This window comes from Streptomyces sp. NBC_00539, from assembly GCF_036346105.1.
Classification (GTDB): domain Bacteria; phylum Actinomycetota; class Actinomycetes; order Streptomycetales; family Streptomycetaceae; genus Streptomyces.
The window spans coordinates 1-21,686 of sequence record NZ_CP107812.1 but is presented as its reverse complement, the minus strand read 5'-3'; the positions used below and the strand labels follow the sequence as shown (position 1 = coordinate 21,686).

Below are 21,686 nucleotides of genomic sequence, written 5' to 3'. Positions count from 1 at the left end.
TAGACGCTCCAGTGCCGCACATCCCAACCACCGCTGCCCGCTACGTGATCCCGTGCCGGCCCCCCTGCTGCTCCCGATGCTCGGCCGCCACCCCCGAGCGAAGACCGCTGCCACCTCCCGGGCACCCGGGGCCGCGGACCACCGGGCCACCCCGGCCGCGGGCCGGTGCCGATCAGCATCAAGCTGACAAGCAAGCCGCCAGCTCAGACTCACGTACTGATGCGGTCATGGCCGGCGCGGCATGCCCGCCCTCACGAGTCCGCGGCCGTGGCGGCCGCGTTGGGCCTGAACACGGATGAGACCCGCAAGCTCACGGCCAGATACGGCGGTCGGAGCCTCTACCGCTGATCAACGAGTGGCCGTGACCGGAACGGTGGCGATGCTTGTCAGTGGACGCAGAATTCGTTGCCGGCCGGGTCCTGCAACACAGTCCAGGTCAGGCCGGGAATGCTGTGTTCGCCGACGACGCTCGCCCCCAGAGCGACCAGCCGCTCCACCTCCCGCGCCATGCCCGTGCCGGACGCGGCGGCGAAGTCGACGTGTACACGGTTCTTGCCGCGCCGCTCTTCGGCCACACGCTGGAAACCCAGCGCCAGAGGCTGCGCTTTGACGATGACGAAGTCGCCGTGGTCCTGGGCGATCTCGCCTCCCAACGCAGTGGCCCACCACTGGGCCAACTCCTGCGGTTCCGCACAGTCCACCGTAATCATCACTGCTGCCATAGTCATGATCGTCACCCTAACCACGACCACCGACACCCGCCGGTACCAACCGTTTCGCAGAGCTGCGGCCGACGACCTTCGAAGCTTTCGACGCGCTCACGTGGCTGCGACCGGCGCTTCCACGCCAGGCGTGGCCGGCTACCGCAGGGCCATCCCTTGCGCACCCCTCTCCAGGCAGCCCCGTTCGGGGGCCTTTCCCCAGCCCGGCCCCCACAGGGATTGACGGTCCGTCAAAGCCGTCACCGCCATCTGTGTGACCTCGCCGCCTCCTCTGCCCTGCTCTGCCCCGACCGAGCCGGTCACCGGTCACCTCACCTGGGTGACGCTGGCCGGTCCCGCTGGTTTCCAGGCTCCCCCCGCCCGGCAACGGCCCACCCGAGCCGAGTGACCTCGTCGGGTATGCCGTATGATTGATCTTGAGTCCGCAGCTTCACCAGTTGCCGGGCCTGGCGTTGGTGGTCCAAGGAAAGACACCCCACTTCCCGTGGGGGGATGCAGGTGCAAGGCCTGCCCAGCGCTCCACAAGGTCTCGTCTCCTTCCAGAGGAAGGAGACGAGACCTTCCTCGTTCCGGAGACGGGCCGGGTGTCCTGCCGGCCACCCCTCCCGATCGCGCAGGCAGCGCCTCGACCGGCGCACCGCTTAGGGCGGTGCGAGCGCGGGCGGCGCGCAGCGGTCTCCTTGCCCGGTGCCGGGCGTGTCTTGCCGGGGGGCGGGGCCGGGAGGGCCGCTGGTGGTTGGAGGTGAGCAGGTTCCCCCTGCTGCGTCCCGGCGGCTCTCCCGGTTGCCGCGCGCATACCCCGTACCTGGGATTTTTACCGCGCACTGGGTGCCTGCGGACCCGACGGTAAAACGGCGGCGGCCTGCCCCCGCTCTGGGGACGGGCCGCCGCCGTTGTACCGCTGCGCTGGTGTGAAAGTGACGTCGGCTGGTGCTGCTACCAGCGGTACCAGCGTCCGCTGCCGCCCTTGGGTCGGGCGACGAAGCCGATGAGCCACAGCACCAGGACGGCGATGGCGACCCACCAGAGGATCTTCACCGCGAATCCCGCGCCGAAGAGGATCAGAGCCAGCAGAAGAACGAGAAGCAGGGGAACCATAGTTATCAACCTCCGAGCCCTCGCTTGCCCTGCTCCTGCCCGCCCATGCGTTCGATCTTATGCGTTTCTTATCCCGACATCCGGGCACGAGAGACCGCCGCATCGCATCGCACCGCACTGTGCCGTGCCGGACCGGCCGGGCCGTGACCGGGGTGGTATCACTCGGGGGGCTCGGTGTGTGCCCCGGGAACGACGACGCGTCCTTCGCCTGTGGCGTACGGGGTGGACGCCTCGATGCCGGCGGTCGAGTTGTTGCCCGGCTGCCAGCCCACGCCGAGATCGAGTCCCCGCGGGGGCGACGGTCGCTTCACAGGTGCTGGCCACCCCCGGGGGCGTGATGCGCCGGTTCCGCCTCGATGACCGGTGGCCGGCCCTGGCCGACGGCCTGACGGGTTGTCCGGCTGGTCCACCGACGAGGACGCCAACGCACTGGCGGATTTGCGGCGGGGGAGTTCGGGGCGTCGCTGCGCCGGCTGACCTCCCCCGGCACGGGGCCGTTGGCGGTGCCGGGGGAGGTGCGGGTGGCGGAGCGGTCCCGTTTCGGGTCGGGAGGCCTGCGCCTCACCCGGCTTGGCGGGCCGGTCTGCGAAAGGGGCCCGCCAGGAGTGGGCCCCTTGGGCAGGCGGCGCACTCTCATATGGACGCACCATGCCGGGCATGACCACCAACGTCGAGTTCGGTCTTGACGTGTCGACGGGCAGGGCGGTCCTGGGCTGCCCCTCGACTGTCCCAACCCCGAGCGCAACCGGTACCTGATCTATGTGGCCCGCCGCCACGGCCTGGCCGCCGCCGGCCGGCGCCCGAAACCGATCGGGTGACGTCCGAAGGCACGGGCATGTCGGCCGTGCACTCTCCGCACCTGCGGGCGAGGCTGGAGGCCCATGAACACCTCACCCGTGCCCGACACCCGGTTGGACGAGCGCTACAGCGACGAGGAGGCGGCCGCCGTCCCGTGGCCGACGGCCGTGGCGGAGCTGACCGCGGCCGAGCTGTACTGGCTCACGACGGTACGTCCCGACGCGCGCCCGCACGTCACGCCGCTCATCGGTGTCTGGGCGGACGGCGCGCTTCACTTCTGCACGGGTCCGTCCGAGCGCAAGGCCGAGAACCTCCGCGGCAATCCGAACGTCGCGCTCACCACCGGAAGCAACTCCCTCCACGGGGGCCTCGACCTGGTCGTCGAGGGCGAGGCGGTGAGGGTGACCGACGCCGGACGGTTGCGTGCGCTCGCCGCGGCGTGGGAGGCGAAGTACGGCGCGGAATGGCACTTCGACGTCGGCGACGGCGTCTTCGTCAACCCCGGTGCCGGGGAGGCGGTGGTCTTCGCGGTCGCCCCGCGCACGGTCTTCGGCTTCGGCAAGGCCCCGTACAGCCAGACCCGCTGGCGCTTCGCCTGAGCTTCGGCGCCGGGCGGGTCCAGGGCACGCGCGACACAGCGCTAGAGGCTGAGAGCGTCCTCGGCGTTGTCCATCCAGGCCGTCACGGAGTTCTTGTCGGGCGAGACGTACAGACCGGGAGTCGACGCCTTCAGCGGGGTCTGCTCCAGGTCCGACTCCGTGTTCATGGTCAGCCCGATCGAGTTGACGGTCTTGCCCTTGCCGTCGTTGGCGCCGCCCATCAGCCCAGCGTACGCCGACTCCCCCGGGTCGAGCCTGATCGCGTCCTCGACGCCGGGAGCCGTGCCGCGCTCGGTGGCCTGGCCGGCCAGGTCCCCGAAGGCCACGATCGGATGCCCCAGTGCCCTGCACGCCTTGGTGCCCTTGTTGGTGATCTTCAGCAGGTAGCTGCTCGTCGTGGGCTCCGCCAGGGTCGCGGTGAACTTCACGTCGAACGTGCTGCACGGGAAGACGTCGAAGCCGGGATCGGTGGAGGGCTTCGTCGGCTTCGGCAGCTTCGGCAGCTTCGCCGGCTTCGCCGGCTTCGACGTCGTCGACGGCTTGGCCGACGCGGTCGGCTTGGCCGGCGTCGGCGGTGCGGCCGGCGTGGCGGACTTCGCCGGGCTCGCGGACGACCCGCCGGCCCCGCCCCCCGCGGTGTCCTCGGAGGGTCCACAGGCAGTCAGGGCGGCCAGTGCGGATACGGCGGCGAGGACGGCAGCGGCTCTGCGTACGGTGCTCATGGTGTGGTTCCCCCCGATGAGAAGCGCGAAGTGCGCCGGCTGGACTGGGCCTGAGGATGCGAGCTGAGCACCAGCGTCCCGCAGAACCTTCACAGGTTGATGACGGTGTGTTGCCGAGTCCACCACGATCACCTCGGCGCGCCGCGCCCGCGGCGTGAGCCAGTGCCGCCTCAGGCAACGTTCGCCCCCTCCTCGTGTGCTGTTCGTGAGGGCCGGTGCTCAGGTCCGGGGAGCGATCTCTTCGAGGTCGTCGACGGTGCCGGACATGACGGCCCGGAGCGTGCGGTGAGGTGCTCTGCGGGCCAGTCCCACCACCAGGCGAGGTCGACAGACGGGCGATGTCGTCGTTGTGGCGGGTGCGGATGAGTACGGCCGGGCTGCCACCGACGATGCCCCCTGGCCGACACGGTCGCCGCCGCCCTCACGCTCGTCACGAGCAGCTGCTGATCCCCACCGCACCACAGCCAGCCACCGAGGAGGAATCATGATGGAACGCGTGTACCTCAACAACCGCAGCGGCGAGCGCCGCATCCTCGTCAAGTTCGACGAAGCCGTCCTGGTGAAGGTCTCGGCTATGTGGAGTCCTGCGGTGCCGGATGACATCGCGACACCCCGTTGTCGGTGCCCGCTGTGAGGATCACCGGCATGGAGATCAAACATGTCGACTGGCGGAACTTTCTGGCCCGGTGGAGCGAGGAGTGGGCGGACGCGCACGGTGACGTTGAAGAGCTGAGCCCCGACGACGTCGCAGCATGGCAGGGCAGATGGCTCGGCGTCGATCCGGCCACCGAGGCAGACGTCGCTGCGATGGAGAACCGGCTCGGCCGCGCGATGCCGCCCTCCTACCGCGAGTTCCTGCGGGTCAGCGACGGCTGGCGGCACGCCGGCGCCTTCGTGTGGAAACTGGCCGGCACCCGCGAGGCGCACTGGCACGACGACGCGATGGGCCTCGGCGAGGATTTCGACGAATTTTGGGGCGAGGAGGACAACCCCGAGGAGGTGCGGGCGCAGGTGGGCCTGTGGTCCCGGGCGCTGCAACTGGACGTCGAGTCGGATATCACCTTCGTGCTACTCGACCCGCAGGACGTGGGACCGGATGGCGAGTGGGCGGTGCGGGTGTGGGCTTCCTGGCGGGCCGAGGGGGACCCTGAGCGGTATCCGTCGTTCGCGGCGTTCATGGTCGCCATGCACCAGGAGTTCCACGCGCACGCGCCCGGCCGGGACGGCGAGGACGGCCCCGCATTCGTCAACGGGACGACCCGGGCCCAGGACGCCGCCGTATCCCGGGCCCGGACCGCAGCACTGCGCGGCCGGCACGAAGAGGCGGCCGCCCTGCTGGAGGAAGCGCAGAAGTACGGCCGGCCGTACGCGCTCGAACTCCTGAATCAGATAGCGCAGCTGGAGGGATCGCGTGGGTGCGGGGTCCAGCCCCCGCACCCCGACAACCCACGCTTCCTCAGCGAACAGCTCCCCTTGACGGCCGCCGATCTGCTGAACAGGGGCCGGCCCGCGGAGGACTGGCACTACTCCGACCCTGCCATCTTCCCCGACACCACCCGGGCCGCAGCTGACATCCAGCGCGCCGTACGCGAGGGGGCGTACCGCTACCGGCCCGGCGGAGCGTTCGGCGCGGCCGTCCACGAGGCCCGCGAGCAGGCCCGGTGGGGCGACACCGATGCCGCCTGGCACATTCTGCGTGCCGCGATCCCGTTGTGGGAGCCGCTCGGCCCGGGCCACATCGCGCCGGTGGGCCTGCTCGCTGACCCGCTGCTCGCCCCTGTACTGACCGCGGAACGGCGCCTTGATCCGCCCCTGGTTCTGGCCCACCCTCGACGGGCCCGCGCGCGGGGGCGAGGGGGACATTTCCGGTCCGGTCGAATTCATCGGGACCCGCTATCACCCCGAGTCCCACTTCTGGCCGCTGCAACTGGTCGAGAGCGCGCTCGTGCTGACCCTCGCCGCCGCCGCGATCGTCTCGGCCTTCGCGCTCCTGCGCCGCCGGCACCGCTGACCGCTGCAACATGGAGACGTCGTGACCGACAGCGCTTGACGTGTACCGCTTGTGTGTACCGGCGGTACACACAAGCGGTACAGAGCAGTTCTCGCAACTGGTTGTATCTACGAGACCCACAAACGGAATCATCACTGCCGCCACCCACTGTTCTGTTGGTCCAACCAGTCCCGAGGCCGGGGCCAGCGGGGTTAGCTGCTGCTGATCATCATGTACGCCTCTCCGGGGCCGGGAGGGCGGCTCCAGGAGAGCGACTCGAAGGTGTGCAGCCGGCCCTCGGTGAGGGCGAGGCAGGGTGACACCGTGGAGGCGGGCGATGGCGTCCAGGACGCGGGCTGCCGCCGCGGCCTGGCCGTCCCCGTCGGGGGCATCGAACCCGAGGGTGGCCGAGGTCAGTTCGGCAGGTACGTCGCCGACGGTGGCTTCGAGCGTCCCGGCGCGCACGGTGAACGCGTAGCGCAGGGTGCCACCCTTGGCGGCCGACATGTGGAAGAGCGCGATGCCCTGGCGCCACTCGTGCCAGATCACGATCGCCCACCCTCCGCCGGCCGAGGCGGCCGGCGCGGGAGAGACGAAGCGCGCGGTGTCGAATCCTGCGGAAGGGTCCTGTTCGAAGGCGAAACTCCAGCCCGACCCGGCCCGTCCGACGCTGAGAAGCGCCTTGTCGTCGTAGCTGGAGAAGACCTGCTGGCCGGATCGGTGGTGCCGGGTGACATCCCACTGCCGCAGGGGCGGGGAGAGCACCGTGCCGGGCGATGAGCCGAGCAGCGCGGGCAGCTCGTCCGGGGCTACGCCTTCGACGAGGATCATCCGGTAGTCGCTGACCGATGTCTGCCAGGGCCGCAGCCCGCCGGGCCGGACGAGCCACGACAGGCCGTCGGGGTTCCGGTCGCCGGCGGGAACCGGGGCCGGGCCGCTCTCGCCGCCGCGCGGGGTCCGCAGGAGTTCGAGGACGAGGGCAGCCGAGATGAGCCCGACCGCGGTGACGGCCGCTGCCATGGCGGGTACCGTGCGTCCGATCATCAGGCCGGCCATGGCGCCGACCGCGATGCCGAGGAGGGCGTAACTCACCGCCACCGGCCCGATCACCTGGTAGACGGCGAGGTCGTTCCACTGAAGCGGATACCAGGTGCTCACCGATTCCCGCCGGATCCAGGCGGCGAGGAGCACGAACGCGGGGAGGACGAGGAGTACGCCGGCGACCGGCACCGCCAGCTTGGCGCCGAGCCAGCGGGCCGGACTGACCGATTGGGTCCACTGGAGTCGGTAGGTCCCCGATCCCAGCTCGCGCCCGATCAGCGGGCCCGCGACGAACGCGCCCAGGAGCAGGGGCAGTACCCCCGTTCCGAGCCCGATGTAGTTGAACATCTTGTTGACGTACAGGCTGCGGGAGAGGAAGCCGCGGACTTGGATGCCGCATCCGGGCACCGTGTTCTCCACCTTGCAGCCGGTCGCGGCCAGATCCTCGGCCAGTGACTGGACGTAGGCCGGCGGGCAGGGCTATGGCGGCCAGCATTTCGGTCAGCAGCCCCGAGGCCCGCTGGTGCATGCAGGCGGCCCGCAGTCGGGCTCACGGCGCCCGCCGCCGCGGCGGCAACGACGGCTTCCGGGTCAGCGGCGAGGTACCAGCGCATCAGATCCAGGGCGCCCGTTTCGCCGGTGATCTGTTCCGTGCTGGTCGTCATGTCGCCGCCCGGTTCCGCCGCGGGCCTGGCCGGGACGGCCACGATCCAGTTCAGGACCGTGCTCCGGTGCCGCGGCATGCTCAGGCGCGGCACCTCAGTACGGCGCGTCTTCCGTAAGTGGCGCGCCTGAGACGGGCGGTGCGGGGCTCCGGCCCCGTGCGCTCAGCCGCCCATCGCCTCGCAGTACCGCTTCAGCCCGGCCGCCTCCATGTCGACGTACCGGCGAGTCAGCTTGCCGTACGCCAGCGCGAGCAGCGGCGCCATGAAACCCTTCTGCTGCAGGCCGAGCACGACGCGGGACCGGCCCGCGCCGAGCGGCTCGATCTGGTGCGTACTGATCGTGGTGAACACCGGATTCTGGGAGCGCCACTCGAAGCTGCGCCCGGCCTCCATCTCGGTGACCTGCCACACCTCGGTCGCCAGCTTGAGCTGCCGGACCTCCGCCTCGCTCCCGACCGCCACCGGGCCGCCGGACAACAGCCGTACGCTCGTCTTCGACACCGTCCAGCGAGGCCAGCCCTCGATGTCGGCCAGCACCTCCCACACCCGCTCCGGTGATGCCGCGACATCCACCGTCACCCTGTACCGCACGCGCGTTCCCTTCTTCGGAGCCGATCCCCCACGGTACGGCCAGTCGCGTGGTGACGTTCACTCAGCACGTTCTTCCTGTTCGAAGGTCCGGAGCAGGTCGGCCGCGACGCTCACCACGATCGTGGCGGGTTCCTTGCCCGTGATCTCCGTGATTCCGATGGGGGTTTTGATCCGAGCGATGGCGGCGGTGTCACGCTCCTGGCCTGAGGGTGCGCAGTTTGGCTGAGTGGGTTGTTGACTGGCTGACTCACTGAATCTGCGCCAGGAAGCCACGCTGCAAGTCGTCTGGCGCTCCTAGCTTCGGGTCCGGCTGCCCCTCGCGCTCCCGGTGCCGCCAGGCGGCTCATAGCCGCCCCGCGGCTCAACTGGCCGACGGACGCAGCGGGTGAGCGCTTCAGTTGGCGAGTCGGTTCGTGGAAACCAGCCATCGCCAGCGTCGACGCTCCGTCGCGAGGGTGGCGGCGGCCAGCAGGGTCACGGGGACCGCCGCCCAGGTGGGCCAGGCCAGCCACGAGGAGACCACGGCCGCGGCGAGTTGGAGCAGCACCAGCAGGATCGTGGCCCAGCCCGGCACAGCGATGATCACGTTGGCTTTGTCCCCCGGGGTGGAGAACAACGTCGGAAGGCCGATCAGGGCCACCACGGACAGGGCGGCAAGCAGCCATGAGTGGCTGGCCAGGGCCCAGGGTGTGGCCACCCACGCGATGAGTTCCATCGCGAAGCGCAGGGCGGACGCAGCACGGTCGTCCGGGCGTCTTGAGGTCATTGCCTCACCAGCAGCGTCGGTCACCTGCGGACGATGTCACGGCGCGCGGCTGACTGCCAGGGGTTTGGGATGCCGCCGTTGCACCATCGCTTCCCGATGTGCCCCGTACTACTGGGGATGCGCGACAGCTGACCGCTTCAATTGGCGAAACCCGCTACCTGAGCCGCTCAGTCACACCACTGGCCGTACGGCGTCCGCCGCCGGGCCGCGCGGTTCAGCGCGGTCCAGGCCGGGGGCCTCGGCGTCGGTCAGGAGGTCGCCGGGTTGGGGCAGCGGCGGCAGGGGTGCGGCCGCCTGGGGTAGACGAGGGTCTGCGCGCGGTCGTAGAGGAGTGGGCGCTTGCCGGGGTTGGGCGCGCGCACCTGGGCCCGGAAGCTGTGGACGTGTTGCGCCGCTGGGCTTTCAGAGAGATTCCGGTGATGGTGGCGATTGAAGCAGGCCCTGTCGACCGTGGGGAAGCGGATCTTTCGGCGGGCGCGCGAGGCCCCCGTCGTGCGCGTGGATGTGACCGCTGACGACCTGGTGCCGTTGATGTGCGGCATCGTTTACGCCGTGAGCGTCCTCGCGGCCCTCGCGGCCCGGGCGAAGACCGCTTGCCGCTGCCTGGCCGCGCTGCCGGTAGGCGTACTCGTCGACCGAGTCGCCCCGTGGTCGACGGGGGCGGGTGGTTGACGCAGACGCAATTCTTTCGCGTTAAGCTGGGCGTATGAGTGCCCGACCCACCTCGCGCCCCGGCGGGCGCAGCGCCCGCGTCCAGCAGTCCGTGCACCAGGCCGTCCGTGATCTGGAGGCAGAGGTGGGCCGGGACGCGCTCACCGTGCCGCTGATCGCAGCCCGCGCGGGAGTGACGCCGTCCACCATCTACCGGCGCTGGGGGGACCTGCGGGAGCTGCTGTCGGACGTGGCCGTCGAACGGTTGCGCCCCGATGCCCCGCCGGCCGACCACGGTGACCTGCGGGCGGACCTGGCGGCGTGGGCGGTGCAGTTCGCGGAGGAGATGTCTTCCATGGCGGGCCGCACGTACGTCCGCGACGCCCTGCTGGGGGATCCCGAGCAGGGCAATGCGCTGCGCTGCTCCGACTACGCCGCCGAGCAGCTGAAGGCCATTGGGGTGCGCGCGGCCGGGCGCGGGGAGGCCGTGCCCGAGGTGGAGACCCTGCTGGACGCCGTCGTCGCCCCCCTCCTGTACCGCATCCTGTTCCGCCCCTCGGACCTGTCGTCGGCCTACACCGACCGTCTCGTGGCGGCGGTGCTCGGCCCAAGGCCGGCCTCGGGCGGCTAAAAGCTAAACGTTTGCTTTTCGAGGGGCGTGAGGCCTACTCTCACCTACGACCAACAAACGCAAAAAAATTTGCGTTTGTTGGTCGTAGGTGAGACGTGTCCCTGCCCGCCCCACAGAAAGGACCCGCCGGTGGACACCGCCACGCCCCGTCCGGCCGACTCCCGCGCCAGCACGGGTTGGAACCTCGGCGATCTCGTCGTGCGACGCGTCGACGAGGTCGAACTGCCCCGCCAGACCGGGCCCTGGCTGCTGCCGGACGCGACCCGGGAGGTTCTGGACGAGGCACCGTGGCTGCGCCCCGACTTCGCCGACGCCGACGTGCCGCGGCTGGCGAGCCACAGCTTCGCCGTGGAGGCCGGCGGGCTGCGGATCGTCGTCGACACCGGCATCGGCAACGACAAGCCGCGGGCCAACCCCGCCTGGAACGGCCTTCGCACCGACTTCCCCCAGCGCCTTGCAGCAGCCGGCTTCCCGCCCGAGTCCGTGGACCTGGTGATCACCACCCACCTGCACACCGATCACGTCGGCTGGAACACCCGCCTCACCGGCGGGGACTGGGTACCCACCTTCCCCAACGCCCGCTACCTCGCGAGCCGCACCGAGTGGGACCACTGGGCCACCGCCGACCTGGACGAGCCCCGACGCCAGATGTTCCGCGACTCCGTCACCCCCGTCCGCGACGCCGCACAGTACGACCTCGTGGACGTCCCCGCGCGAGGGCACGAGGTGGCCCCCGGCGTCCTCCTCCTCCCCGCCCCGGGCCACACCCCGGGACAAGTCGCCGTGGAACTGCGCGGCAGCGACCGCCGCGCGCTGATCACCGGCGACAGCATCCACCACCCCGTCCAGCTGTCCCACCCCCACGTGAACAGCTGCGTCGACATCGACCCCGCCCAGGCCGTCCGCACCCGCGCCCGGCTCCTGGACGCTCTGGCGGACACCGACGCGCTGCTCCTGGGTACCCACTTCCCGCAGCCCACCGGTGGCACCGTCCGCCGGGAGAACGGCCGCTACCGGCTCCTCGCCGAGCACGGCGCCGAGCTCCCCGCCGGCGCGGCCTGACCGCGCGGCCCGTCCGCCGCACGGTCCGTCCGCCGCACGGTCCGTCCGCCGGACGAACCGTGCGCGCCGGACGAACCGTGCGCGCCCGACCCGGCGCGAGCCGCCGGCCGCCGCCCCATCGGCCTTCCGGGCGTCGGCCACGCCACCGCTCCCCCCTCCACCGAAAGGCAGAACCCCATGGCCGCTGACGAACTCACCCCGCCCGAGGCCGCCCGCTGGGCCGCCCGAACCGGCCTGGTCCTCCCCGCCGAGCGCCACGCAGCCGTCGCCGCGGTCGCCAACCACATCCACAGCGTCGTCAAGGTCCTGCACGAGCTGGACTTCGCGGACGTCCCGCCCGCCGCCGCCTACCGCGCCGCACAGCACGAGGAAGAAAAGCGCGATGCAACCGTATGAACTGCCCCTCGCCGCCGCCGCGGACGCGATACGCGCCCGGCGGCTGTCCCCCGTCGAACTGGTCGATTCCGTCCTCGACCGCATCGAGGAGGCGGACCCCCACCTCGGCGCCTACGTCACGGTCACGGCGGAGCAGGCGCGCCGGGCGGCCGGCGAAGCCGCACACGAAGTGGCGCAGGGCCGCCACCGGGGACCCCTGCACGGCATCCCGATGGGGCTCAAAGACCTGATCGACGTCGAGGGGATGGCCACCACCGCCAGCTCCCGGGTCCGCGCCGGCCACCGCGCAACAGCGGACAGCACGGTCGCCGCCCGGCTGGGCGCGGCCGGTGCGATCCTGCTCGGCAAGACCCACACCCACGAATTCGCGTTCGGCCTGACCACCCCGCAGACCCGAAACGCCCGCCACCGCGGCCGGGTCGCCGACGGCTCCAGCGGCGGTTCCGCGGTCGCCGTGGCCTCGGGCACCGCCACCTTCGCCCTGGGCACCGACACCGGCGGGTCCATCCGGGTGCCCGCCGCGCTCAACGGGGTCGTCGGCCTCAAGCCGACCTACGGGCTCGTCCCCCGTCACGGCGTCACCTCCCTGTCCTGGTCGCTGGACCACGTCGGCCCGATCACCCGCACCGTCGAGGACGCCGCCCTGGTCCTGACCGCGCTGGCCGGACACGACCCGCGCGACCCCGCCTCGCTGTCCGTGTCCGCCGCGGACTACCGGCCCGGTGCCGGGACGGACCTGACCGGGCTACGCATCGGCCTGCCGCGCACCTACTACTTCGACCACGTCCACCCGCGGGTGGAGACCGCCGTCCGGGACGCCGTCGCACAACTGGAAGCCCTGGGCGCGCGGCTCGTCGAAGTCGACATCCCGATGACCCGCTACATCCAGGCCACCCAGTGGGGCCTGATGGTGCCCGAAGCCGGCGCCTACCACGAGCGCAGTCTGCGCGCGGTCCCCGAGCGGTACCAGGAGGACGTCCGCATCCTCCTGGAGGCGAGCGAGCTGATGAGCGCCGGTGACTACCTGCGCGCCCAGCGCTCCCGCACGCTCATGCGCGCGCGGTGGGCACGGATGCTGGAGGAGGTCGACGTGATCGCCGCCCCGAGTGTCCCCCTGCCCGCGGTCCGGGTTGACGAGGAGACCGTCACCTGGCCCGACGGCACCACCGAGAGCGTCTCCGACGCCTACGTACGCCTCTGCGCCCCCGCCAACATCACCGGAGTGCCCGCCCTGACCGTTCCGGTCGGCCACGACGAGGCGGGCCTGCCCATCGGCATGCAGCTGCTCGGCCGGCCCCTCGGAGAACCCACGCTCCTGCGGGTCGGCCACGCATACGAGCAGACACAGCCCGCCCGGGCACTCGCCACCTCCGGCTGACCTTCCCGGCTACCCGGCCACCGCACCCGGGGGCTCGGCGGCGTGTTTCCCGGTCTGTGCTGGTAGGCACCTCCAGGTCGCCTATGTGTTCCCAGCAGCGGGAGGCGGCTTCGGTGCCGCGGTGCCCGGTCCCGTGTTCGTGCGTCGGCCTCGAGTCGGCGGGCTTTTTTCGTGGTGGAGGACGTGCGGCTCGGGGTACGCGGCCCGGTGCGATGATCCCGCGGGGTTTCCTCCTCGCCGGGTGGCGAGCACTTGATGGCCGGCGTGTCAAGACTCGAATCGTCGTGGCTGTCGTGCCGGCGGGCCCCGCGACACCCTTTTCTTAGGCGCCACCCCGTCACCACCTGCAAGTCAGTACCGGTTCCGGTGCTGCGGGACCCGCAGGGCCGGGACAACGCATCCCCCCTCTACTAAGGAGTAACTGTGAATCCGACCTGTCGACTGCTCCGGACGCTGCCCGTGCTCGCTGCGGCTGCCGCAGCCTTCGTTCTGCCCGCCATGACCTCGTCGGCCTCGGCGGCGACTACGACCTCTGCCGTGCAGGAGAAGGGTAAGCCGAAGCCCAAGCCGCAGGTCTGTACGAGTACCGAGAGCTCCTCGTCGGTGGTGTCGGTCGGTGAGTGCTCGACCACCACCACGATCTCGTGCGTGAAGGGCCAGACGCCGGTGATCTCCACCAAGACGGTGTGCACGGCCGACCCGGCCAGCCTGAAGTGACCGGGCTCCGTCCGCGACCTCCTCATCCCCTCTTCCAAGGAGTGCCACCCATGAACACGACCGCTCGACTCCTCCGGACGCTGCCCGTACTCGCGGCTGCCACCACCGTCTTCGTCCTGCCTGTCACCACCTCATCGGCCAGCGCGGCTCCCCACACCGTCTCCTCCGCCATATCGGACAAGTCCAAGCCGAAGCCGGCGCTGGTGGACACCGGCAAGTGCACCCAGGGCGGCTCCGACGAGACGCATGCCAACGCCGGCGGCAGGAAGGTGACCACGATCCTGACCTGCACCAAAGCGGGCGCCGCGCCGGCGGTGACGACGGTCGTGGAGCGGCCCACCCCACCGACCCGTCCCACCCCGCCGATTCCCCCCACGGGTCCGATCAAGGGGCAGTGGGACCGGTGACACTCGTGTATTGCGCAGGATGGTCGGGCGATGTGCCGTTCCCCTCGTCGTAGTGTCGGCTGTCAGTAGAGCTGCGAAGTCGTCAGGCTTATGACCTGGGGTTGTGCAGTGCGGCTGAGTGGGTTGCCGACTGGCTGGCTCACTGAATCTGCGCAGAGTCTGGGGCGTGCAGCTGTTTGACCTGCGTAGTTCCTAGGACTGGGTCTAGCTGCGCAGGTCGGTGGAGTACTGCGCAGTTTCACTGATCGCCGACACCTGTGTCGTTGGTCAGTGAATCTGCGCAGTAGGCACGTTTCTGACCTGGGGATGTGCAGGTTGACTGAGCGAGTTGGGGGCTGTGCTGGCTCACTGAATCTGCTCAGAGTCTGGGCATGATAGCTGTCTGACCTGCGGTGTTTCTGGGACCGGGCCTGGTTGCGCAGGTCATTTGGTTGCTGCGCAGTTTCACTGGTCCTTGGTATGTGGCCAGGGGGTGTCGCTGCGCTTGGGTGGGGCCTGGGGTGAGTTGCGTCGGTTCTCAGTGAAACCAGGTGTGTCTCGTCCGTTCCCTGACGTGGATCGTCAGGCACGATGGCGCCTCGGGAGAAGCGTCGAAGGTGGCAGCTGTGGGGTCTCGTCGATTCTGGTTGCGGGTGGGCGTCGTCGCCCTGTTGCTGGCTGCAGTTGCTGTAGCCGTCGCTGTACCTGGTGTGGGCAAGTGGATCGTGGCTGCAGTCCTCGCGGGTCTCGCCTCAGCTCTCGGCGGGATCGTGGCTCGTGGCGCCGATAAGGCCATCATGCGTGGTCGAGATGCCGTACTGGTCCCTACACCGCAAGCTCCGCTCACTGTGCGGACTGAACAGGAGATGATCCTTGTAGGACATGTTGGCCCTCTTCCCGAGGATCTGACAGCGGTGCGTTCCCTGGACTTGGTGAGCATCCACGAGTGTGTCGTGCGCGTGTTTGTCGAAGCTGCCGTTGATCGTGCTGTGATCCTCACCAAGCTCGACGTGCAGGTGCAGTCACGTTGCACCCCGCCCCCGATCGGCTACGTGTTCCGGCTGAAGGATGAACTGAACGATTCCTATTTCGAGATTCCAAAGGAGCGTACCTTCGAGGTGGATCTCGGCGGTCCAACGCCTGTGGTGAGGCCGGCCGAGGGTGTGCCGGACTTCCCGTACGGGGTCTCGCATCTGGAACCCGAGCGTTTCATCCTGAGGGCTTCTGCCAGTACGCCAGGAGATTTCAGTTGGCGCGTCGGTGTCCATTGGATTTGCAAGGGCGAGTCAGGGGTCGTCGTCGCTGAGCAGGAAGGACAGCCCTTCCGACTGGTGAGCCTTGGGCCGTCCGAACTGTGATCGATAGCCATCTGGCCTTGGTGGGTGGCCTGGGGTGGGCTCGGTGTGGCGGTTTCTGGGCGTCATCTGGCTCGTTGTCTGCGGCTGGTGGTCTGGGGTGGGGGTGGTTGGTAGCCGAGTTGCGTGAGTTCGATGGTGTCTGGTCGGTGGCCGGGGGTGGGCTTGGTGTGGTGGCGGTAGGCGGTGGGGTGGTCGGGGTGGCGTGGGGTGTGCCGGATGAAGTGGGAGAGGTCTTCGGGGTAGTAGGTGGGGTCTTGGAGCCACCGGCGGTTCAGACTCCGGGCGACGACTTCGTGGAAGGGGTGGGGTTGGCCGGGCCGGGTGCGGTGGTAGCGGGCTGAGGGCCGCCGGACGAGGAGCCCGGCCAGGGTGATGGTTTCGGGGTAGGTGATCGCTTCGCGGGCCAGGACTTCCCACATGGAGGTGTCCTTCCCGTTGCCGATGAGTCGGGCGCGGGCGGGCCAGATTCGTTCGGCCTTGGGGGCGTGGCGGCGCCAGTGTTCGGTGAGCCCGGCTGCCTGGGTGATGGCCTCGTCGGCGTCTGGTCCCCAGCGGCGTACCAGCCGCAGGTGGGCGTGGTGTGCGAGGACGATCTCGGGAGTCTTGTGCAGGAGGACGTGGGTGTGGGGGACGGTCATGTCCTGAAGGGTGTGGGGGCCCAGTGCCCAGGTGCGGTGCCGGCCGCACACGAGGTGCTGGTGGGGGAGGTAGCGCAGGACGGGGCGGGTTTGCCCGGTGCGGGCGATGGTGCAGTGAGGGCATCCGGTGACGGCCGGCAGGTCGGAGGGGCGCATGGTGCCGCCTGGACGTGTCGCGGTGGCGGGACCGCGGTCCTGGTGTCCTTGCCAGCAGGGCAGGGCGTGAGCGAGGTGAGCCTCGGGGATGCCGGTGTACTGGCTGACGCGAGTGCGTGCGCTGGCGTTGAGGTAAAGCTCGGTGGGCGCGTGAGGGCCGTGGATCCGTTGGCGGTCTGGGGAGATCTTGGGGCGGCGTATGCGCAGCCCGTCGAGGAGCTCGGTCGTGGTGAGGCGGTGCGCCCTGGCGAGGCGTTCGAGGAATGAGGCGTTGGTTTCGAAGGCCAGGGGCCTGATGGGGAACAGCGCCTGGTGGGACAGGTCCGGCAGCGCTCGGGGCATGTCAGCGCCGCCTTTGGGTGCCGGGGGTGTGTTCGGCGAGTTCGTCGAGGTCGATGTCGTTGAGGAGCTGCTTGGTGATCTTCTCGGTGCCGTCGAGGATGGCGGCGATCGCTGCTTCCCGTACGAGGGCGGACAAGCTTCCGATGCGGCCGCCGGTGCGGTGGTGGAGATAGGGGGCGTGCCGGACCAGTGCGCCCTTGTGGTGGGCTTCCAGTCGCAGCGCCTGGTCCATGCCCTGGATCAGTCCTTCCCAGGCTGTGCGCTGGGCGGGGCTGCCGTGTGGCAGGGGAGGGTTGCGGACGGTCTTGAAGCGGCCGGCGATCTGGGTGCCGCGGACTCCGGTCAGCAGGGGTGAGGCGTCGAGGGCGACGCCCGCGTAGACGAACGTCGCGGGGATGCGTTCGCTGAGGTGTTTCATCTGGTCGGAGGTCTCGGCGCCGTTGCGGGTCCGGGTGTTGAGGAGGTGGACGTCGTCGACCAGGACGAGCCGGGTGCCGAGCTGGTGCAGGGTGGCGCAGACGATGTCGGTGATGCGGGCCTGGTTCATGCTTGTGGTGATGGGCAGGTCGAGGAATCGGGCCAGTTCGGATACGAGCATCTTCGGGGTCGCGGCCGGTGGGACGGACAGGAACACCACTGGCAGGCGCTCGTCGAGGCCGCCGTGGCGGGCGCGGTCGGCGAGGTGGAAGGACCGGCCGAGCTGCTGCAGGGTGGTGGTCTTTCCGGTGGTCGGTGGCCCGGAGATCAGCAGCCCTCGCCGGGCGGTGCCGTTGTGCCGCCGGTTGAGGATCATCAGCCGGCGCAGGGTGAGGGAGATCTTGGCCATGATGGGGGTGGACAGGATTACGAATCGGGAGTGGTAGTCCAGGCGTTCCTCGGCGTTCCAGGGGCCGGTCCCGGGCAGACATGGTGGTTCGGTGTCGACGAACCGTGTCCACTCGCGCCAGGTACTTGGTGACGCGTACGGATCGTCGTGCGTCTCTTGGTCGGCGTCCGTCACCACTGCTGTGCCTCCTGGTGCGCGTCGAAGATGTTCCACGCCCTGGCCGATACCGCGGCGCCGGCGGCATCCGAGTCGGAGGTGATGCAGGTGTCCCCGTCCGCGGGCGGCAACTGCTCGGCGGCGCCGTTCGGCGGGTCCGTGTCCGCAGTCCGTCGCCGTGTGCGCGTGGCTCCTGTCCGCTGGCCCGGGACGCTGGCGATACCGGCGGCGCTCGAGCCCCCGGCGCCTGTGTGGGCGCGGCGCAGGAGTTCGTCCAGGCGGCGGGCGAGGTGTTCTTCGTGTTCGGCCCGGTCTGCGCGCCGTGCCACCACGCTGCGGATGTGCCGCCAGGTGGTGTCGGTGAACGGCTGCGATACCAACCCTCGGTGGATCCAGTCGGCCTGCGCCCAGCCGTCGGGGAGCCTGACCCAGCACCGCCACGGCTCGTAGGGGTTGTGGTGGACCTCCCATTTGCCGTCCGCGGCGGTGGAGGGGTGCCGGTGTCCGTTGAGTGCGGGGCCGTCGTAGGTGCGGTGTTCGAATCGGATGCCTTCGTCTGTGATCGCGCAGCGCCGGGATGGCAGCAGTTCGGTCCAGTCGGCGCCTGTCAGGGGGACGGGTACGTGTCCGGCGATGCCGGTGAGCGCGGCCCACATCTCGTTGGGGGTGAGGGTCAGGCGGGGCATGAGCGGGTGCCGTAGCCGCTCGTGGCGGCGTTCCTGCCATCCGCAGACGATCCACTCGTCCAGCAGGTCCTGCAGCTGGGGCAGGGTCCAGCACGCCTCGTCCTCCACGCTGCTGCCGCGCGCCGCGAGGTGGTTTCCGGTGTATCCGGCGACGTACTGCGCGAACAGCGTGCCGATCGCCCCGAAGCCGCGCTCCACATGCCCCTTGGCGTACCCGGACGCGGGCGGGCAGGGCTGGACCGAGATCCCCAGGTGCTCGGCGGCGGCGAGGAAGCAGCGGGAGACGAACACCTTGCCCTGGTCGATGACCACGGTTGAGGGCCGGATCACCGGCCTGGCCGCGGCCCCCTGCACGCGGGCGTCGATGGAGGCGAGCCGCGTGTAGGGGATGATGGAAGCGGCCATGGACAGGTACTCGGGCCAGTCGGGCCGCATCGACTGCGGCACCAGTGTCTGTGCCAGCAACACGGCCGCGTCCACTGCCTTGGTGCCTTTCGGGCGCAGAACGGCCGCGGTGATGCTGCGGGTTGCCACGTCCACCGCCATCGTCAGCTCCGGCCGCCGCGCCTGGCCGTCCTCGCACATGACCATCACGTCCAGCAGGGTGCTGTCCATCATCACCAGTTCCCCAGGCAGCGTCGCGACCGTCGGAGTGAACACCGGCACCGGCCGGGATGCCCGCCGCCGATGGCCGGCGGCTGTCAGCGCGAGCTGTTCCTGCTCGGCGACGGAGCGCACCAGCCGGTTGAACGTGGCCACCGGCGGCACCGCCACTGTTCCGGGCCCGTGGGCGTCTTCGAGTAACCATCCCACCTGGCGCCGCAGCCGGCTCAACGTCCCCGTCGAACGCCCCTGCTGCTCCTCCAGCGCCCGCTTGATCGCGGCCACCACCCGCGGATCGGCCCGCCCGAACGCGGACCGCTCCCGCGTCAGGCGACCGTCCACGAGACCCCACACCCCCTGCTCGCGGTAGCGGGCTCGCATCCGGCGCACGGTGGCCACGCTGACCTGCTCTCCGGCCGCGGTCAGCTCGGCGGCCTTGGTCGCCTCGCGCTCGGCAAGCCCGTACACGGCCGGGTCGTACCCGGGTCGAGACGGCCAGTCCCGGTGGGGCCCGATGTGCCCAGTCTCGACCTCCAGGATGTGCCGCTCCCAGGCCAGGGCCTTCTCCCGGACCGCGGGCTCAAGCCCGTCCAGCGGGCCGTGTACCGGAACACGCGACCGCCCGGGCCGGCGGGGTTCCAGGACGGCGAAGTCCTGCGCACCGAGTACTTGGGTGAGCAGCAGCACCTGCACTCTGGAGCCCTCCTCGGCGACCAGTCGGCAGCGCGGCCCGTCCAGACCGGCCAGGACGTGGACGCCACCGTCGAACCGGATCCGGTCCCCGACTTCCACGACGTCTACCGGACGTTTCACTGCTCCAGCTCCTTCCGCCGACCGGTTGGCACGGCGGTCACGGGGGTCTCCTCGCTCAGGGGGCGGTCCCAGGCCATGCTCAGCAGGTCGTTCCAGAGCCCGTGGTAGACGGCCGGCAGTGTGGCGATCGGGTCTCCGAGCCGGAGTGCACCCTCGCCCAACGTGGTGGGCTTGGCGAACGCTGCGCGCAGCCGGGAGGCGGGGATAGTCACCGAACACCGCGGATGCCGGTAGACCGACAGCCAGCGCGCATTGGCCAGAACGACCGGATCCGCGGTGTCCGCGAACAGGTGCTCCCAGCCCGCGTCCCGAGCACACGCCCCGACCACCCGCGCCCGGCCAACGAGCCGTGCGGACGGTCCGCCGCTCCCGGGGCAGTCCACAAGACGAATGCCCCCGTCAGCCATGCTCACGGCCAGGTCAGGGGCGTGGGTGACGATCCGCCCCCGCTCCTCCCACACGAACTCCAGGGGACGGCTCACCATGCCCGCCACCTGCGGATTCTGATCCAGCATCATGACCGCGTCCCGCATAGCCGCGCTCCCGTACCCCACCAGACGGCCGGTGGTCGCTGACCACCACCACCCCGGAGCCAACCGCCGCCCCCGCCGCAGCGGGAAACCACGCACCATCGCGCACTCCATGAGGCGCAGCTCCCCGATGGCTGCCCGCCACGGCCTCTGGAGCATGACCCCGTCCGGCCCGACGAACCGCACGTCTACATGGCGCGGATGCACCCCGCCCCCTCCACCGAACCCAGTGGCCCCCCGAAGGCAAGCCGCCCTTGCGCCCATTGAAGAAGGCTCGGTCAACCTGCGCAGTGCGCAGATATACCGAGCCACACGATGTTGTGAAGCACCCTCTGACCAGCCCGAACACACCCCTTAACTCTGCTATTGCCCCCTGGCCTGCAGGAACCCAAGCCGACGACCCGAGCGCAGGGCCCCAGACCAGTCCCGAATCCCAGATGAGTTCCGCTGCACAACAGGCGGCCTGTGCAGGCCGGTTGGTCAGTGGCGCCATGGCCCCTGGCTGGCGACCCCACTCTGCGAGCTGGGCCTCAGCGCGACATACCCCCTAGGCCAGTTTCAATCTGGGAATCAGAATGAATCACACCTGCGGGGTGGGGCTGGCATGATCGGGTTATGCCTATCACTGTCGAGTTCTTCGTGGCACCGGATGATGAGGTGGCTGCTCAGGTTGGGCCGCGGCAGCGCCGTCATGGGTTTCCCTCGTTCGCGTGCGCGGATTTCTACCCTGACGATGCGGTGGCGGACTGGGAGGTCCTGCTGGCAGAGGGTGTGGGTACAGGCTCGCGTGATGTGGTGCCGATGAAGAATGACGGCTTCACGGTGTTCCAGCTGCCTTCCGGGCTGTGCTCCGCTCTGGTGCAGGCGAGCAGCGGCCGGCTCGTTGAGGCTGCGGGTGCATGGGCTGAGCTCGCCGCGGTCAAGGACGAGGGTGTGCCAGCCGAGACAGCGGTCGAGATCCTGACGGAGTTGGCGGGCCTGGCCCGCACGGCACAGGGCCTTCGTCAGCCTCTCTACTGCTGGTACTTCGCACCCTGACCGGGCGTCGCCCACAGCAAACACCCCAGCCCCCGCCCTGCTGCCAGCCAGGCCCGCGAAGCGGGCCTCAAGTCCTGGAGGCGGAGCCGGAAGGACCAGGGCGGGGGAGCGCAGCGGGCCCGCTCAACGGGCCGAAGGCCCGGACCTCGTGAAACGAGGTCACCTCCCGTGCGCAGTACGGGAGGCCCGGGTCCGCGAAGCGGACCTCGTTCGGGTGCAGCGAAGCGGAACCCGAACAGTCCGAAGCGAAGCGCAGGACCCCGGCCCGAAGGGCAGGCCCTGGCTCGGCGAAGCCGAGCCCCGCCAGCGCAGCGAGGCGGTTCTCTC

At 70.2% G+C, this 21,686-nt stretch carries 21 protein-coding genes; 11 read left to right on the top strand and 10 right to left on the bottom strand.

The annotated features are described in order from the left end of the window. Window positions 1-386: 386 nt before the first annotated feature. Window positions 387-728: a VOC family protein gene (locus tag OG861_RS32330; protein WP_329203337.1), complete on the bottom strand. Its 342-nt coding sequence runs from the start codon at window positions 726-728 to the stop codon at window positions 387-389. Window positions 729-1,658: 930 nt separating this feature from the next. Then, a complete protein-coding gene (locus tag OG861_RS32325) occupies window positions 1,659-1,820 on the bottom strand; it encodes a hypothetical protein (protein WP_037792689.1) in 162 nt (53 codons plus the stop codon). A gap of 881 nt (window positions 1,821-2,701) precedes the next feature. Here OG861_RS32325 and OG861_RS32320 point away from each other — a divergent pair. Next, window positions 2,702-3,217, top strand: coding sequence for a pyridoxamine 5'-phosphate oxidase family protein (locus tag OG861_RS32320; RefSeq protein WP_329203339.1), 516 nt, complete (start codon window positions 2,702-2,704; stop codon window positions 3,215-3,217). A gap of 41 nt (window positions 3,218-3,258) precedes the next feature. Here the strand turns inward: OG861_RS32320 and OG861_RS32315 are convergent, their stop codons facing one another. Continuing rightward, on the bottom strand, window positions 3,259-3,939 hold the full coding sequence (locus OG861_RS32315; RefSeq protein WP_329203341.1) for a DUF4232 domain-containing protein: 681 nt from the start codon (window positions 3,937-3,939) through the stop codon (window positions 3,259-3,261). 484 nt (window positions 3,940-4,423) lie between these two features. Here OG861_RS32315 and OG861_RS32310 point away from each other — a divergent pair, with 484 nt between their 5' ends. Further along, the gene (locus OG861_RS32310; RefSeq protein WP_329203343.1) at window positions 4,424-4,573 is read left to right on the top strand and encodes a hypothetical protein; all 150 of its coding nucleotides are present in this window, start codon (window positions 4,424-4,426) and stop codon (window positions 4,571-4,573) included. An 11-nt stretch (window positions 4,574-4,584) separates the two neighbouring features. Beyond that, a complete protein-coding gene (locus OG861_RS34400; RefSeq protein WP_443056824.1) occupies window positions 4,585-6,249 on the top strand; it encodes an SMI1/KNR4 family protein in 1,665 nt (554 codons plus the stop codon). Window positions 6,250-7,797: 1,548 nt separating this feature from the next. Here OG861_RS34400 and OG861_RS32295 read toward each other — a convergent pair. Next, window positions 7,798-8,226: an SRPBCC family protein gene (locus tag OG861_RS32295; RefSeq protein WP_329203345.1), complete on the bottom strand. Its 429-nt coding sequence runs from the start codon at window positions 8,224-8,226 to the stop codon at window positions 7,798-7,800. Between the two features lie 394 nt (window positions 8,227-8,620). Beyond that, window positions 8,621-8,992 carry a hypothetical protein gene (locus tag OG861_RS32285; protein WP_329203346.1) on the bottom strand — a complete coding sequence of 124 codons (372 nt, stop codon included), beginning with the start codon at window positions 8,990-8,992 and terminating at the stop codon, window positions 8,621-8,623. Between the two features lie 504 nt (window positions 8,993-9,496). Here OG861_RS32285 and OG861_RS32280 point away from each other — a divergent pair. The 5 genes from OG861_RS32280 to OG861_RS32260 all read left to right on the top strand — a co-directional run bounded on the left by OG861_RS32280 (window position 9,497) and on the right by OG861_RS32260 (window position 13,110). Then, window positions 9,497-9,664, top strand: a complete 168-nt coding sequence (locus OG861_RS32280) for a hypothetical protein (protein WP_329203348.1) — start codon at window positions 9,497-9,499, stop codon at window positions 9,662-9,664. Window positions 9,665-9,698: 34 nt separating this feature from the next. Further along, window positions 9,699-10,274 carry a TetR/AcrR family transcriptional regulator gene (locus OG861_RS32275; protein WP_329203351.1) on the top strand — a complete coding sequence of 192 codons (576 nt, stop codon included), beginning with the start codon at window positions 9,699-9,701 and terminating at the stop codon, window positions 10,272-10,274. Between the two features lie 129 nt (window positions 10,275-10,403). Continuing rightward, a complete protein-coding gene (locus tag OG861_RS32270; RefSeq protein ID WP_329203353.1) occupies window positions 10,404-11,336 on the top strand; it encodes an MBL fold metallo-hydrolase in 933 nt (310 codons plus the stop codon). Window positions 11,337-11,513: 177 nt separating this feature from the next. Further along, a complete protein-coding gene (locus tag OG861_RS32265) occupies window positions 11,514-11,732 on the top strand; it encodes a hypothetical protein (protein WP_329203355.1) in 219 nt (72 codons plus the stop codon). Beyond that, on the top strand, window positions 11,719-13,110 hold the full coding sequence (locus OG861_RS32260) for an amidase (protein ID WP_329203357.1): 1,392 nt from the start codon (window positions 11,719-11,721) through the stop codon (window positions 13,108-13,110). The genes OG861_RS32265 and OG861_RS32260 overlap by 14 nt, the downstream gene beginning before the upstream one ends. Window positions 13,111-13,520: 410 nt before the next feature. Here OG861_RS32260 and OG861_RS32255 read toward each other — a convergent pair whose 3' ends face one another. Next, on the bottom strand, window positions 13,521-13,802 hold the full coding sequence (locus OG861_RS32255; protein WP_329203359.1) for a hypothetical protein: 282 nt from the start codon (window positions 13,800-13,802) through the stop codon (window positions 13,521-13,523). A 75-nt stretch (window positions 13,803-13,877) separates the two neighbouring features. On the opposite strand from OG861_RS32255, the gene OG861_RS32250 reads away from it, so the two are divergent. Beyond that, the gene (locus OG861_RS32250; RefSeq protein ID WP_329203361.1) at window positions 13,878-14,234 is read left to right on the top strand and encodes a hypothetical protein; all 357 of its coding nucleotides are present in this window, start codon (window positions 13,878-13,880) and stop codon (window positions 14,232-14,234) included. A gap of 911 nt (window positions 14,235-15,145) precedes the next feature. Further along, window positions 15,146-15,571 (top strand): hypothetical protein, encoded by a 426-nt coding sequence (locus OG861_RS32245; protein WP_330260912.1) that lies wholly within the window; start codon window positions 15,146-15,148, stop codon window positions 15,569-15,571. Between the two features lie 62 nt (window positions 15,572-15,633). Here OG861_RS32245 and OG861_RS32240 read toward each other — a convergent pair whose 3' ends face one another. The 4 genes from OG861_RS32240 to OG861_RS32225 are packed head-to-tail and all read right to left on the bottom strand — an operon-like array spanning window position 15,634 to window position 20,480. Then, on the bottom strand, window positions 15,634-16,707 hold the full coding sequence (locus OG861_RS32240; RefSeq protein WP_330260911.1) for a hypothetical protein: 1,074 nt from the start codon (window positions 16,705-16,707) through the stop codon (window positions 15,634-15,636). 1 nt (window position 16,708) lies between these two features. Then, complete coding sequence (locus OG861_RS32235) at window positions 16,709-17,710, bottom strand: TniB family NTP-binding protein (protein WP_330261941.1); 1,002 nt, start codon at window positions 17,708-17,710, stop codon at window positions 16,709-16,711. Next, window positions 17,704-19,791, bottom strand: a complete 2,088-nt coding sequence (locus OG861_RS32230; RefSeq protein WP_330260908.1) for a transposase — start codon at window positions 19,789-19,791, stop codon at window positions 17,704-17,706. The genes OG861_RS32235 and OG861_RS32230 overlap by 7 nt, the downstream gene beginning before the upstream one ends. Beyond that, entirely contained in the window at window positions 19,788-20,480 is a 693-nt protein-coding gene (locus OG861_RS32225; protein WP_330260907.1) for a TnsA-like heteromeric transposase endonuclease subunit, read from the bottom strand. The genes OG861_RS32230 and OG861_RS32225 overlap by 4 nt, the downstream gene beginning before the upstream one ends. A 456-nt stretch (window positions 20,481-20,936) precedes the next feature. Here OG861_RS32225 and OG861_RS32220 point away from each other — a divergent pair, with 456 nt between their 5' ends. Beyond that, entirely contained in the window at window positions 20,937-21,359 is a 423-nt protein-coding gene (locus tag OG861_RS32220) for a hypothetical protein (protein ID WP_330260906.1), read from the top strand. The last annotated feature ends 327 nt before the right edge of the window (window positions 21,360-21,686 follow it).